The sequence below is a fragment of the Mesobacillus foraminis genome (assembly GCF_004340465.1).
Taxonomy (GTDB): Bacteria; Bacillota; Bacilli; order Bacillales; family Cytobacillaceae; genus Mesobacillus_B; species Mesobacillus_B foraminis.
In genome coordinates this window covers 53719-66226 of the sequence record NZ_SLVV01000007.1, presented here as the reverse complement: position 1 = coordinate 66226, position 12508 = coordinate 53719, and the positions used below count along the sequence as shown (strand labels likewise).

Sequence of the window (12508 nt, the reverse complement as noted above, 5' to 3'; positions counted from 1 at the left end):
TCTCTATCTTCTCAGTTTGTCAAGATTCCAGCTACAGGAACTGCACCCCTGCAGACCTGGATCATTACTGGGGTCTCTCCAATCACTTCTCCGTCAGCATGCACCCGGACTTTCCGGCCCGACCGTATAGATACCTTCATCCCTCTGCAGGTCCAAACTTCCTGAAAGGCAGCATGGCCTCCCCAAAATACTGTAATAAAGACAAATAATAGCTTTAATCTGGAAAGGCTGTAGACAACCGTCATATCAAGCAATCCATCCGTAGGCACAGCATCAGGTGCGATTTTCATTCCCCCGCCATAGTATATCTGGTTTGAAATGGCCACAAACCAGACTTTTTCAAATTTGTATTTTTTCCCGTCTACCCATATCTCCATATCGGTCCTTTTATAAGTAAAAAGGAGCTTCAATAATATATATACATAAATTAGTCGACCAAGTAAAAAGCGGTTAAACAGGCTTTTCATCTCCGATTCATTCGATCCCTTTGCTACATCAGCATCAAAGCCCGCTCCCATACTGTTAATAAAATAGGTATGGTCCCTGCCTTGTTGAGAAATCCTGCCACTATCAATAAACTGGACAGTCTTTTGGTCCATGCTTTTTAAAAGCTGGGATATGGCTCTCTTAGCATGTTTTGGAATGCCTAGACCTCTTGAGAAATCGTTGCCTGATCCAGCCGGAATAAATCCTAAAGTGATATTCCGGTGCTCAGCGGACCCGTTAACAACTTCATGAAATGTTCCGTCACCGCCTACTGCAGTTACAAATGCTTCATCGCTCGTGAGAAACCTTCCTATGGAATCGGCTAAAATTGCCGCATGGCCCGGATATTCAGTAAAAAACGCTTTATATGAAACTTTTTTTGCCTTTAATTCCTTTTCAATTATTCCCCATGTCTTTCGGCAGCCCCCATTTTTAGCATGGAGGTTGACAATAAAGTATATCCTCTTCATATATTTCCGCCTTATTTGGAAGGGTTTTATCCATCTGTTCTCCATTCGGCCCTTCTCACCGATGTCGTTAGACAGTGTGCAAGTAGTGCCTGCGCTCCCTTTAACTGCACATGCTTAAGAGGGGAGCTCAAACTTCTCATAGACTGGAACCATTCCGGGTAATTTCTCTTATCTATAAACTGTATGCCATAGGGCGGGAAAGAATAATCGATATAGCCGTTTCGGGAAAGAATTGCTTTAAAGACCGGCATATCGATGTCTAAATCATTAAATAGATGCTGGACAATTTTTTCTGTCCTGTCCAAAGCAAGCAATGGGTTCAGGAGCTTAACCTCTTGATTGCCTGTCTTTTTATTCCAAAAGTGCTCCTTTGAACCAATATAAACAGCATCTGTTTCGTCCTCCAGGAAAGTGATGCACCAAGCTGCAGTTGGGGTGATAAGGATACTTTCCCCTTCCACTGGAGCGTTCCTCAGCAGGAAAACTGGTTTGTACATGACCAGGAATGTGTCAGGAAACCTTTGAAGGAAATATCTGAGATTTCCATCTCTAAAGAATGACTGATCAGGGAACGATCTTTCCATTAAGGTAGAGCTGGCCCATTTCAACTGAAAAGGCAGCAGGCGATCTAGATAATACTGCTTTAACTCTATCTCTGTTTGAATGTTAGAAGGAATTTCTGATACCTCCAGTTCCTCATCCTCACTTTCCTTTTTACCCAAATCTTCCATCTCCTGTTCAAGCTCTTTACGCTTAATGAAGACTTTTTTCATCTTTTGCAGAAAATCCTGTTTCTTCTTTCCAGCTTGATTCATGCCAGACAGTATATTTTCATTTCCCGAAGGCGGCTCATTCTCCCAAGCCATTTTTAACCCTTGCCATTGCTTCTGTTTCAGACGTACATACCGCGAGGGATATACAAAAATATCCTGCTGATAGCGTGACACATAGTCATGAAGCTTAATTAGTTGCGCCATACTTTGCCCTGTCCTTTACATATCAAATTTCGATTTACCTGAGAGGAAAAACTTTAACTGGCTCATATTTAGGTTCTTTCCCTAAATTGGTCTTGTATAAAACGATTTTATCTCCACTTAATAGCACCGGATCCTTGAGGAATGGATTTTTCATCTCTAAAAGCTGTGGTGAAAACGGCTCATTCCCTGCCCACTTTCTTGCTAACGTTATATGTGGCTTAAATGGCCGTGTTTCCAGCTGAAATCCAGAAGCTTTGCATGACGCGTATACTTGTTCTCTCGCATCATTTAATTTTGGTTCGTGGTTAACACCGGCCCAAAAGATCCTGGGTGAGTCCATTTTTCCAAAGACACCTAGCTTCTCGATTTGCAGAGAAAACTTTCCGGGATTTAAAGTGGCCTCCAGGTTTTTTATAGAAGCATTGAGTTTTTCTTCCGGAGCATTCCCCAGGAAAGCAAGAGTAATATGCAGATCCAGCGGATGGACCCATCGTTTAAACGGAAATTGTTCCTGCAGCTCTTTACCTGCTGCCGATAGGCACTCCTTCGCTTCATCAGGCAATGCCAAGGCATAAAAATAATGGTGTTTTTCATCAGACATACGTTAAACGCCCTTTCTGTTTCATGATCTATTTTAACAAACCAATGGAGGAACCGGAGAGATTCATGATTTGATATTGTGTCTGTTTTATTAGTATTATTAAAAGGATAACCTTTATTTTTATAAAAATAAGGCAACCTTATACTTAGTGAACAACACCGAAAGAAGGGAATTCAATTGAAAGCAGTAAATAATATTGCTGATTTGATCGGCGACACGCCACTTTTAAAATTGAGCAGGCTCGCACCTGAAAAAGGAGCTGCGGTATATCTCAAGCTGGAATTCTACAATCCGAGCAGAAGCGTTAAAGACCGTGCTGCCTACAATATGATTGTCACGGCCGAAAAAGAAGGAAAGCTGAAACCTGGCGCAACCATCATTGAGCCGACAAGCGGGAATACAGGAATCGGCCTGGCGATGAATGCAGCGGCAAGGGGATATAAAGCCATTCTAGTTATGCCGGATACGATGACGGCAGAGAGGATCAATATTCTGAAAGCATATGGAGCAGAAGTAGTGCTGACTCCGGGAGACGAAAAAATGCCTGGATCAATAAAGAAAGCGCAAGAACTGCTAAAAGAGATACCCGGCAGCTTCATGCCTATGCAATTTGAAAACGAAGCGAACTCGGATGCCCACAGGAAGACAACGGCCAAAGAAATCATTGAAGCTATGGAAGAATTAAAAATGTCCCTGGGCGCATTTGTGGCGACAGCAGGAACAGGCGGAACGATTACCGGCACAGGGGAAGCACTTAAAGAAAAGTATCCCGAAGTCAAAGTCCACGTAGTTGAGCCCGCAGGTTCCCCGGTCCTCTCGGGAGGAAAACCTGGCAAGCATAAACTTGTTGGGACCAGCCCCGGCTTTATTCCCGAGATCCTTAACCAGGATGTATACGATGAAATCCATAACATTGAAGATGAAGAAGCCTACAATACTGTTAGAAGGCTTGCAAGAGAGGAAGGAGTCCTTGTAGGCCCGTCCTCTGGAGCTGCCTGCTTTGCGGCCATCAATGTCGCAAAGAACCTGAGTCCTGATCAAGCGGTAGTCTGCATCGTTTGTGACACAGGTGAGAGGTATCTTTCAAGCGATCTATTCCAGTTTGAAGGGTAAAAATTGGTTTGGAGAAAGGGATTGCACAGCAATCCCTTTTTTTAGTCGTATTATAATCTTCCGCATTGATTTTCAATTTCAGCTTTAAACCAGTTTTGCAGCTTTCTTGTAACAGGCCCTGGCTTGCCGCCCCCTGCACTTTTCCCGTCCAGCTCAATAACCGGCATAACCTCCACCGTGGTCCCCGTAAGGAATATTTCATCAGCATCTTGAAGCTCTTTAACAGTAAAAGGTTCCTCAATCACCTGTATGCCTTCACGGGCGCAAATCTCCAGCATTACCCTTCTTGATATTCCGTTAAGTATATAATTGTTGGCTGGATGTGTATAAATCTTTCCACCCTTCACGATGGAAATATTGGAATGGCTTCCTTCTGTGACTCTGCCGTCCCTGTTCAGGATTGCTTCATCACAGCCTGCTTCCGCGGCCTTTTGATTAGCCAGGAGGTTCCCCAGCAGATTTAAGCTTTTAATATCACAGCGGAGCCAGCGAATATCCTCTGTCTGAATCGCTTTGATGCCGGAATGCAGTTTTTCCTCCGGACGTCCCACTTCTTTGGTATAGGCAACAAGTGTTGGCTTTACATCGTCAGAAGGAAAAGGATGTTTCCGGGGAGCAATCCCGCGGGTGTATTGCAGGTATACAGTTCCCAGAGACAACTTATTTTTTTGTATAAGCTGTTCAAGGAGATCCTTGAGCTCTTCCCTTGAATGTGGAATAGTAATCCCAATGGAGCTCGCACTTTTCCACAAGCGCTCCAAATGCTCATTGCCTGTGAACATTTTACCATTATAAACCCTTATGACCTCATACACACCGTCGCCAAATTGATAGCCCCTGTCTTCAATATCAATATAGGCGTTTTTTCTGTCAATCAAGTTGCCGTTCACTGCCACATATTGTGTCATTTTCTTAACACTCCTTTATTTTCCTGCCAATTCATAGATTGCCTGGGCATAAATGGCGGTAGCCTTAAGCATATCTTCTATTAAGATATATTCGTCTTTCTGATGTGCTACATCTTCTCGCCCCGGGAATAGAGGACCAAAAGCCACTCCCGATGTCAATGAACGGGCATAGGTTCCGCCGCCGATCGATATGAGCTCTGCCTTTTCCCCGGTCTGTTCCTCATATACCTTTTTTAATGTTTGGACCAGGAATTCATTTTCATCTACATGGTGCGGTTTAGAATTGCTGAAGTTCTCGACTGTGAATCCCTCGACTTCGGCCACTTTTTCAATGGCAGCCTTTACCTTCTCAAAGTCGGTTGTAACCGGGTAACGCATATTCAAACCAAGCCGTCCGCCTGCCTGCTTTGTATAACTCAAGATTCCTACATTGATCGTCAGGTCGCCAGTTATATCATCAGAAAAGGCAACTCCAAGCTTTCTCCCCCGCGAATCCTTAAAATACTCGCAGGTAAATTCAAAAAACTGATTGGCACTGGAATCGATATTAAGCCCTGCCAGGAATCTTGACATGTGCAAGCCGGCGTTCTTGCCGTTGTCCGGCTCCATCCCATGGGCAGAAATTCCTTCAAATTCCAGAATGAGCATCCCGCTGTCTACGTGACACTCTCCTCCAAGGCCGTGCTGTTTTTTATATTCCTCGTACCGCTGCAAAATCTCATTCTGGGCTTTAAAAACATCAAGAGAAACGGTAGCAAAATCAGGCACCATATTGTAACGTCTGCCGGAAGAGAAATTTAACACCTCAACATCATGGCCTTCTTCGCGATCATCTTCCCGCTTAGCTGACACTAAATCAAAATCGGCAATCCCTTTTTCAGCATAGATGATCGGAAAATCAGCATCAGGGGCGAATCCCATCGAAGGCATTTCTTCATGTTTAAAATAATGTTCAACACACCGCCAGTTGCTTTCTTCATCTGTCCCAATGATCATTCGGACACGCCGTTGTAAAGGGAGTTCCAGTTCTTTAACAATTTTCATGGCATAATAGGCAGCCATGGTTGGGCCTTTATCATCAATAGCTCCACGGGCAAATATCTTACCGTCACGAATTTCTGCACTGTATGGCGGGCTCGTCCACCCATCTCCTTCAGGCACCACATCAACATGACAAAGGATTCCGACAATCTCGTCCCCTTTGCCGAATTCAAGATGGCCAGCCAAATCCCCAACATTTTTTGCAGTAAATCCATCTTTTTTTCCTATCTGAAGCATATAGTCAAGTGCTTCTTTTACCCCCTTTCCCAGCGGGGCATCAGCTGTCGCATTTTCCTCATCAAGCACACTTTTTATTTTTAAAAATTCTTGAGTGTCGCGAATCAATTGTTCCTTCCTTTTATCTACTTCCTCTGTCCAATTGATCGAAGTCACGTGAATCCCTCCATATGTCTCTTTTATTGATTATATCTCTTTAGGAAATGTAGGAAATGCAAATGCTTTCACTTTTTATAGTTTCCTTCATCTTACCGCTCTTCCCCTTTTTTTTAAACTGATTTGTCCTATTCACACTTTTGTGTGCCAAAATAACCTGTCTGTTTTTCTAAATTTTCAATCTTCTATTCATAATTTGCCTGTCTTTCGCCATATTGTTAAGTGAGAGTAAAAAGAAAGGGGGATTTCCGAACATTTAAGTTATAAAACAGATTAATATTTTGTAAATTTGGTCAACTTTGTAGAATTCTATCTTAAAAAAGGGTAGAATAGTCGAAAAGGTGCCAATACAAAACCTGTTTTACAACGGGAACTGTAAAGGAGATGGCTGGAAAGAAGAAAACTACATAAGTCGAAGATTCATCTTCATTGAACTGTCGGTTGCTGGAATATGCCCAGGGTTTAATAAAGGATAGGGAGTGGTTGTTTGAAACCTTCAACTAACCGGATGATAAACCGTATCAAGTCCATCTACATGTTCATTAGAAAGAATGGGACGGTAACAACCCAGGATCTTGTAGAGGAGTTTGGCATCACCCCCCGGACCATCCAGAGGGATTTAAATGTCCTCGCCTATAACGACTTAGTAAAAAGCCCCAGCCGTGGAAAATGGACCACGACACAAAAAAAAGTTAAATTGACGTCCTAAACAATATGAAAAAAAATAGAACTCTGCCACTATTATAAGCGGGGTTCTATTTTTTATGGTATTTGATATTATTTATCCTGCTTCATCAAAAGTTCAATTTCTTCATCGGTCAATTCCCGATACTCCCCAAGTTCCAGCGTCTCATCCAGCTTAAGCGGTCCCATTGAAAGTCGTTTGAGATAGATCACCCTTTTTCCAACAGCCTGAAACATCCGCTTCACTTGATGAAACTTTCCTTCCGTGATCGTCAGTTCAATGTCGGAAGTCAGCCCTGCTTTTATGATTTTGAGATCACCGGGCTTGGTTTTATAGCCATCATCAAGGATGACCCCCTGCTGAAAGGCTATGATATCTTCCTCTGTCACTTCCCCTTCAATAACGGCAAAATACGTTTTTGGTACGTGCTTTTTCGGCGATAGCAGCCTATGTGCTAGCTGGCCGTCATTTGTAATCAGCAGCAGCCCTTCTGTATCCTTGTCCAGTCTGCCTACAGGAAAAGGCTCGTAGATTGAGTCTTCTAGCTCAAGGAGGTCGATGACAGTCTGATCATGATGATCTTCTGTGGCTGAAATGACTCCTGGAGGCTTGTTCATCATTAAGTAAATGAACTCCCGGTAGCTGACCTCTTCACCGTGGACCAAAACAGTATCTCCTTTCACATCAACATGATGACCCGGGTCTTTAATCGTCATACTGTTTACTTGAACTGCACCATCTTTAAGAAGTTTTTTTACTTCTCTCCGGCTGCCAAATCCCGTATTGGAAAGCATTTTATCAATTCGCATTTTTATCACTCCTGTTTTAATGGGCTTTAGCCCACTCCTTTTTACCATCTCCACATAGACTGTTATCATGCTTTACCTGTTAATTGACAAAGGAGATGAATGATCATGATGGATTATCGTCAGCAAGGGCAATTTTTCCCTGGATTCCCCGGGGGTGGCAATGTTAATCAGCGATTAGAACGGCTTGAACGCCAGGTACAAAGGCTAGGCAATCAGATTAACCAATTAGACCGACGCGTTGATCGGATTGAACGCCGCTTGGGGCTTACTCGTCCTGACTATGAAACCTACTATTAAGATTCCCCCGCTATAAAAAATGGGCCCCGCGCTTTGGCAGGGGCCTGCTTTTATATGGGCAGCCGAAGCTTTCTTTTAATTTTGTCCACTTTATCCCCAAAGAGCAGATCAACCAATCGGGAACGGAAGCTAAGATAGGCATATATGGCTGCACCAAAAAGTGCACATATGACAATGATTAAAATGGAGCCAGGCTTGGAAGCTGGAGAAATCAATTCGCTCAGTCCCTCATAGGCTGCAAGGGTTCCTGCTCCCATTACTGCTGAGAAAATCAGGATCAAGACTATTCGTCTAGCCACAAATTTAAATGGATAACGCGCAAAATATTTGATAACAAAAAGGTTGATCAGAATGGCAGCTGTATATCCAAGAGCTGTTGCGAGTACAGCCCCTTCTGTCTCAAAATGCTGAATCAATGGAATGTTAAGGCTTAATTTCACCAGCAGGCCCGTCAGCAGGCTCAAGACGGTAAACCTCTGTTCGTTTATTCCCTGCAGAATCGCTGCCGTAACGGAAAATAACGCAAATAATATAGCAACAGGTGCGTAGGCCCTTAAAATCTCGGTTCCCAGCTCTTTGTTTTCATAGAAAACAGTAAAGGCCGGCTCTGCAAGGATCGACAGCCCTACTACTGCAGGAACCGTCAGATACATAAGTACCTGGAAAGTCTGATCAAGCTGCTGATTCAAGCTTCTCCTGTCATTTTCCACAAATGACTTCGTGATGCTCGGGACAAGCGTCAATGAAAAGGCAGTAGCAAGGGAAACAGGTATGATAACCAGCTTATGTGTCTGGAAATTAAGGACCGAAAAAGCCGCAGTTGCCTGGTCTTTCAATCCAACTGAGGCCATGGCCCTGCTGAAGGTAACCTGATCAATAAACTGGAAAAGCGGATTGGCAACCCCGACAAAGACAAAGGGAGCAGCATACAGCAATATTTCTTTATAGATTTCTTTTAAAGAAATATCCATTGTACGCTTATCTTCTGTTAATAGTTTGTCTAGATTGGATTTTCGCTTATACCAGTACCAGCCCAGAATGGCAAGGCTTCCGAGGGCCCCAATAAAGGCTGCAAAGGTTGCCACACTGACAGCACTTACCAGGCTGCCATCCATCACCTTGTATACGACAAATGCTCCGCCCAGTACAAAGATAATCCGGACAAGCTGCTCCACCACCTGGGAGACTGCCGATGGGCCCATTGACTGGTGTCCCTGGAAAAATCCGCGGACAAGGCTCATGACAGGAACGACAATTAGCGCAAAACTTACGGCACGGATGACTGTAGTGACATCCTCAATGCTTATTTTTGCGTCCTTAGTTTCAGAGCCAATTGACATTGCGGCGAGTCCCGGAGCCGTGATATACATGATAAGAAATGAAATTATACCACTTGCCAGCATAATCAGGATTCCGGACTTAAACAGTTTTCTTCCTACTGCATATTCTTCAAGGGCATTGTACTTCGAGATGAACTTTGAAACCGCCAGCGGAACTCCTGCCGTGGCTATACTGATAAAAATGGTATATGGCACATAGGAATACTGGTAAAGCGCAGTCCCCTGATCTCCCACAATCGCATAAAACGGAATGACATAAAACAGCCCCAGGACTTTGGACAGGATGGTCCCGAGGGTCAAGATAAAGGTCCCTCTCAACAGCTTAGATGACATAATATCCCTTCCTACTTGAAAAGCGTGCTCGCTTCCATAAAATATACAACACATTATCGTCTCAAAACTTTATTTTAACATAAACGCTCTGCATTAGTATAAATTAATCTTCCATGGCAGGCCTGGTTCAATCCGCCGTCACAGTATATTTCGGGGCATTGTTTCATTTCCGCCCATTATGGAAATGTTATAATGATAAAATCCTTTAGTAAATAAGTTGGTGAAAAGAAATGAAATATGATTGTATTATACTGGGCGGAGGTCCATCCGGCCTGATGGCAGCGATTGCGGCCGGTGAAAAAGGAAGGAAAGTGCTCCTCATCGATAAAGGAGACAAGCTTGGAAGAAAGCTTGCCATCTCGGGGGGAGGCCGCTGCAATGTGACAAACCGGCTCCCTATCGAAGAAATTATTAAACATATTCCTGGCAATGGGCGATTTTTGTACAGTGCCTTCTCCATTTTTAGCAATGAAGACATTATCGCGTTTTTTGAAAAGCTAGGCATTGAATTAAAGGAAGAAGATCACGGCCGAATGTTTCCAGTCAGCAACAAAGCCCAATCAGTTGTAGATGCATTGATATCAAGACTTAAGGAGTTGGATGTCGATGTTCGGGTGAACTGTCCTGTTCTGGACGTTCATTACAAGGACGGAAGAGTTGAGTCCGTGGAACTGCCTGGGAATGAGATCTTATCGGCTAAAAGTGTTGTTATTGCCGTAGGGGGTAAATCTGTTCCCCATACAGGCTCTACTGGTGATGGCTACGCATGGGCTGAAAAAGCAGGCCACACTATTACAGAGCTATTTCCTACAGAAGTCCCTCTTCTCTCCGATGAAGGATTTATTAAGGAAAAGGTCCTGCAGGGGCTATCTTTAAGAAGTGTTGCTTTAAGTGTGCTCAATCCCAAAGGCAAGCCTTTGGTTACGCATAAAATGGATATGATTTTCACTCATTTTGGGATTAGCGGCCCCGCTGTCCTGAGATGCAGTCAATTTGTGGTTAAAGCAATGAAAAAATGGGACCTCAAGAGAGTTACAGTGAACCTTGATGCGCTTCCGGAGAAAAAAACGGAGGAACTGTTCCAGGAGATCAACTCCCTTATCAAGGCAGAACCAAAAAAATCAGTCAAAAATGTGCTAAAAGGCCTGATTCCCGAAAGATACCTCTTGTTTTTACTTGAAAGAAATGAAATCGATCCTTCAGCCCAGGGCGGTCAGGTATCAAATGAAAAAATCAGGAGTTTTGCGGCCAGCTGCAAGAATTTCCAATTTACCGTCAATGGTACACAGCCACTGGAAAAAGCGTTTGTTACAGGGGGCGGCGTTTCGGTTAAAGAAGTTGAGCCCCAAACAATGGCCTCGAAGCTGATGGGCGGGTTGTATTTCTGCGGCGAAATCCTTGATATCCACGGCTACACCGGAGGCTACAATATCACCTCGGCCCTAGTGACCGGCCGGCTGGCTGGTTCCAATGCGGTGGAATATGCGATGGAATAACCTGTTTTTATTCAGCGACTTCTAGAAACGGAAACAGGTTCCACTCAGTAGGACATGCAATGGATGAGATTGTCCAGCACCGGGAATGCCATGCAAGGCGCGTGGTCAAAAAATAGAGCCTGACAGCTTGTCAGGCTCTATAAACCACCATCGCACTGAAACAGTAAATCTGCTCCTGTTCCTCTTCTTCCTCTTCCTGAATGGCTGCCACATTATACTTAATATCCACCAGTTTATCTTCATCCAGCACCTTGAGAAAGCGGTTCATTTCAGCTTCGAGGTCCTTTTCATGCTCGTGGTCAAAGAGTTTGACCTGAATCATGGTATCCTCTCCCTTGACTTTTTTATCCCTATTATGGTCAGAATTTTGAATCTTTAGACACAATTATGTGCCTTGTAAAGCAATTGCTAGTTTCATACTATTGAAGGAAAGAAAGGAAGTGGGGAATGTTTTATAAACCAAGACTGGCAACTTCAGAATTAAAACTATTAAGACTGCTAAATGCACGCATGAATCTGACTGGGAGGGAAAAACAGCACTACTTAAACCTTGAAAAAGGATTTGAAGGCGAATTGAAGTTTGATTTATTACTGGATGGACTTACAGGAGAAAGGCTCATATTAAATGACCTGCTGCTTGAAATCAACAATACCTCCTTCCAGCTCGATTCGCTGATGATTGTCCAGGACACGATTTATACTTTTGAAATTAAGAACATGGAGGGCGAATTTTATTATGAAAATCATTCCTTTCATTCCATCAGCGGAACCGAGATAAAAAACCCCAATCATCAATCACAGCGCAGCAAAATCCTGCTCCGCCAGCTCCTAAAAAATATAAATCTTCATTTTCCCGTCGAAGCATTTGTCATATTTGTAAATCTGCATTTCACCCTCTATCAGGCTCCGCGGGAACTTCCAATTATTTTGCCTACCCAGCTTCATTCCTTTATGACAACCTTAGCCTCAAAGCCTTCAAAATTAAATTCCCGGCATACGAAGTTAGCTGAAACACTTCTTTTAGAACATCACAATGAATCACCTTATACCAGGCGGCCTGCTTATCATTATAGACAGCTAAAAAAAGGAATTACATGTCCAAAGTGTCATGCATTCATGTTAAAGACTGAAAACAGAATGCTTATGTGTGGGAGCTGTAGCTGGATGGAAAATCTAGATTCCGCCGTCATGCGGATCATAGAAGAATTTAAGCTGTTGTTTCCTGATCAAAAGATAACGACAAGGGTAATGGTGGATTGGTGTGGGGGGGATTATTCAGATAAAACAATAAGGAGAATATTAGTTCAAAACCTTAGTCTAAAAGGTTATGGCCGATGGACTTATTTCGAGTGAATTCTAACCAGCCACTTTGCCTTTAAGTGGCTGATTTTTTATGCTCCACTCACCTGTTCCCTTGGTTTGTTATATTTCTCTTGCTACTTGACCGCCTCTCTTCTATTTCATCCTGGGCAGGCACGTAGACCCCTTCTACTTGACTCTTCTTCTCCTTTTCCTCCTGGAAGGGCACGTAGACTTCTTCTACTTGACCTTTTCTTCTC

The 12508-nt window shown here is 43.4% G+C and carries 13 protein-coding genes; 5 read left to right on the top strand and 8 right to left on the bottom strand.

Annotated elements, in window-relative coordinates; translation table 11 throughout:
- Positions 1–11: 11 nt before the first annotated feature.
- Genes EV146_RS13570 through thpR form a run of 3 tightly spaced genes read right to left on the bottom strand, consistent with a single transcriptional unit; the run spans position 12 to position 2534 of the window.
- Positions 12–956 (bottom strand): diacylglycerol/lipid kinase family protein, encoded by a 945-nt coding sequence (locus EV146_RS13570; protein WP_158287102.1) that lies wholly within the window; start codon positions 954–956, stop codon positions 12–14.
- A gap of 26 nt (positions 957–982) precedes the next feature.
- Complete coding sequence (locus EV146_RS13565) at positions 983–1933, bottom strand: NERD domain-containing protein (RefSeq protein ID WP_132007092.1); 951 nt, start codon at positions 1931–1933, stop codon at positions 983–985.
- 34 nt (positions 1934–1967) lie between these two features.
- Entirely contained in the window at positions 1968–2534 is a 567-nt protein-coding gene (thpR, locus tag EV146_RS13560; RefSeq protein ID WP_132007089.1) for an RNA 2',3'-cyclic phosphodiesterase, read from the bottom strand.
- Between the two features lie 177 nt (positions 2535–2711).
- Between thpR and cysK the strand changes: the two genes are divergently transcribed.
- Positions 2712–3647 (top strand): cysteine synthase A, encoded by a 936-nt coding sequence (gene cysK, locus EV146_RS13555; protein ID WP_132007086.1) that lies wholly within the window; start codon positions 2712–2714, stop codon positions 3645–3647.
- A 50-nt stretch (positions 3648–3697) separates the two neighbouring features.
- Here the strand turns inward: cysK and dat are convergent, their stop codons facing one another.
- The gene (gene dat / locus EV146_RS13550) at positions 3698–4555 is read right to left on the bottom strand and encodes a D-amino-acid transaminase (RefSeq protein WP_132007083.1); all 858 of its coding nucleotides are present in this window, start codon (positions 4553–4555) and stop codon (positions 3698–3700) included.
- A gap of 15 nt (positions 4556–4570) precedes the next feature.
- On the bottom strand, positions 4571–5989 hold the full coding sequence (gene pepV, locus EV146_RS13545) for a dipeptidase PepV (RefSeq protein WP_132007080.1): 1419 nt from the start codon (positions 5987–5989) through the stop codon (positions 4571–4573).
- Positions 5990–6476: 487 nt separating this feature from the next.
- Here pepV and EV146_RS13540 point away from each other — a divergent pair, with 487 nt between their 5' ends.
- On the top strand, positions 6477–6698 hold the full coding sequence (locus EV146_RS13540; RefSeq protein ID WP_121611380.1) for a DeoR family transcriptional regulator: 222 nt from the start codon (positions 6477–6479) through the stop codon (positions 6696–6698).
- 68 nt (positions 6699–6766) lie between these two features.
- Here the strand turns inward: EV146_RS13540 and EV146_RS13535 are convergent, their stop codons facing one another.
- Positions 6767–7483: a pseudouridine synthase gene (locus EV146_RS13535; protein WP_132007077.1), complete on the bottom strand. Its 717-nt coding sequence runs from the start codon at positions 7481–7483 to the stop codon at positions 6767–6769.
- Positions 7484–7588: 105 nt separating this feature from the next.
- On the opposite strand from EV146_RS13535, the gene EV146_RS13530 reads away from it, so the two are divergent.
- A complete protein-coding gene (locus tag EV146_RS13530; protein ID WP_373566064.1) occupies positions 7589–7780 on the top strand; it encodes a hypothetical protein in 192 nt (63 codons plus the stop codon).
- A 50-nt stretch (positions 7781–7830) separates the two neighbouring features.
- Here EV146_RS13530 and EV146_RS13525 read toward each other — a convergent pair whose 3' ends face one another.
- Positions 7831–9453: a putative polysaccharide biosynthesis protein gene (locus EV146_RS13525; RefSeq protein WP_132007071.1), complete on the bottom strand. Its 1623-nt coding sequence runs from the start codon at positions 9451–9453 to the stop codon at positions 7831–7833.
- Between the two features lie 230 nt (positions 9454–9683).
- On the opposite strand from EV146_RS13525, the gene EV146_RS13520 reads away from it, so the two are divergent.
- Positions 9684–10949 carry a BaiN/RdsA family NAD(P)/FAD-dependent oxidoreductase gene (locus tag EV146_RS13520; RefSeq protein ID WP_132007068.1) on the top strand — a complete coding sequence of 422 codons (1266 nt, stop codon included), beginning with the start codon at positions 9684–9686 and terminating at the stop codon, positions 10947–10949.
- A gap of 130 nt (positions 10950–11079) precedes the next feature.
- Here the strand turns inward: EV146_RS13520 and EV146_RS13515 are convergent, their stop codons facing one another.
- Entirely contained in the window at positions 11080–11271 is a 192-nt protein-coding gene (locus tag EV146_RS13515) for a sporulation protein Cse60 (protein WP_121611375.1), read from the bottom strand.
- 125 nt (positions 11272–11396) lie between these two features.
- On the opposite strand from EV146_RS13515, the gene EV146_RS13510 reads away from it, so the two are divergent.
- Positions 11397–12302, top strand: a complete 906-nt coding sequence (locus EV146_RS13510; protein ID WP_132007065.1) for a nuclease-related domain-containing protein — start codon at positions 11397–11399, stop codon at positions 12300–12302.
- Positions 12303–12508: the final 206 nt, after the last annotated feature.

Excerpts from the sequence above, each read along its gene's own strand:
- EV146_RS13520 (WP_132007068.1), top strand. The coding sequence starts at position 9,684 with ATGAAATATGATTGTATTATACTGGGCGGAGGTCCATCCGGCCTGATG.
- thpR (WP_132007089.1), bottom strand. The coding sequence starts at position 2,534 with ATGTCTGATGAAAAACACCATTATTTTTATGCCTTGGCATTGCCTGAT.
- EV146_RS13515 (WP_121611375.1), bottom strand. The coding sequence starts at position 11,271 with ATGATTCAGGTCAAACTCTTTGACCACGAGCATGAAAAGGACCTCGAA.
- EV146_RS13535 (WP_132007077.1), bottom strand. The coding sequence starts at position 7,483 with ATGCGAATTGATAAAATGCTTTCCAATACGGGATTTGGCAGCCGGAGA.
- EV146_RS13525 (WP_132007071.1), bottom strand. The coding sequence starts at position 9,453 with ATGTCATCTAAGCTGTTGAGAGGGACCTTTATCTTGACCCTCGGGACC.
- EV146_RS13510 (WP_132007065.1), top strand. The coding sequence starts at position 11,397 with ATGTTTTATAAACCAAGACTGGCAACTTCAGAATTAAAACTATTAAGA.
- EV146_RS13570 (WP_158287102.1), bottom strand. The coding sequence starts at position 956 with ATGAAGAGGATATACTTTATTGTCAACCTCCATGCTAAAAATGGGGGC.
- dat (WP_132007083.1), bottom strand. The coding sequence starts at position 4,555 with ATGACACAATATGTGGCAGTGAACGGCAACTTGATTGACAGAAAAAAC.
- EV146_RS13565 (WP_132007092.1), bottom strand. The coding sequence starts at position 1,933 with ATGGCGCAACTAATTAAGCTTCATGACTATGTGTCACGCTATCAGCAG.
- EV146_RS13530 (WP_373566064.1), top strand. The coding sequence starts at position 7,589 with ATGATGGATTATCGTCAGCAAGGGCAATTTTTCCCTGGATTCCCCGGG.